The organism is Bacillus sp. SIMBA_031 (assembly GCF_046535225.1).
GTDB lineage: Bacteria > Bacillota > Bacilli > Bacillales > Bacillaceae > Bacillus > Bacillus velezensis.
The window spans coordinates 1-233 of record NZ_JAWRXC010000724.1; the positions used below are offsets into that span (position 1 = coordinate 1).

Annotated in this window: 1 protein-coding gene; it reads left to right on the top strand. The window is 45.1% G+C overall.

Translation table 11 applies throughout. The features are described 5' to 3' along the window. Window positions 1-17: 17 nt before the first annotated feature. Window positions 18-233 (top strand): hypothetical protein (locus SB724_RS21975; protein WP_410573216.1); only part of this gene is annotated, 216 nt, incomplete at its 3' end.

The window sequence follows — 233 nt, forward strand, 5'->3', positions numbered from 1 at the left end:
GGGATGTCCTAATGGGAATGAATGTGATTCGGGATCAGGACTTAACGAAAGGGATTTTATTGGGCGGCTATACGCAGACTGAGGGTAGAATGGAAGAGGGAGATGAAACATTTTGGTTACTATACCTGGACGGAGCTGGAAATGAGCAATGGAGAAAGTACATCAAGGGAGAATCCAAGAAGCGTGAGGAAAGACTTTCAGATGTAAGACTCAACAAGGATGGCTCCATCATC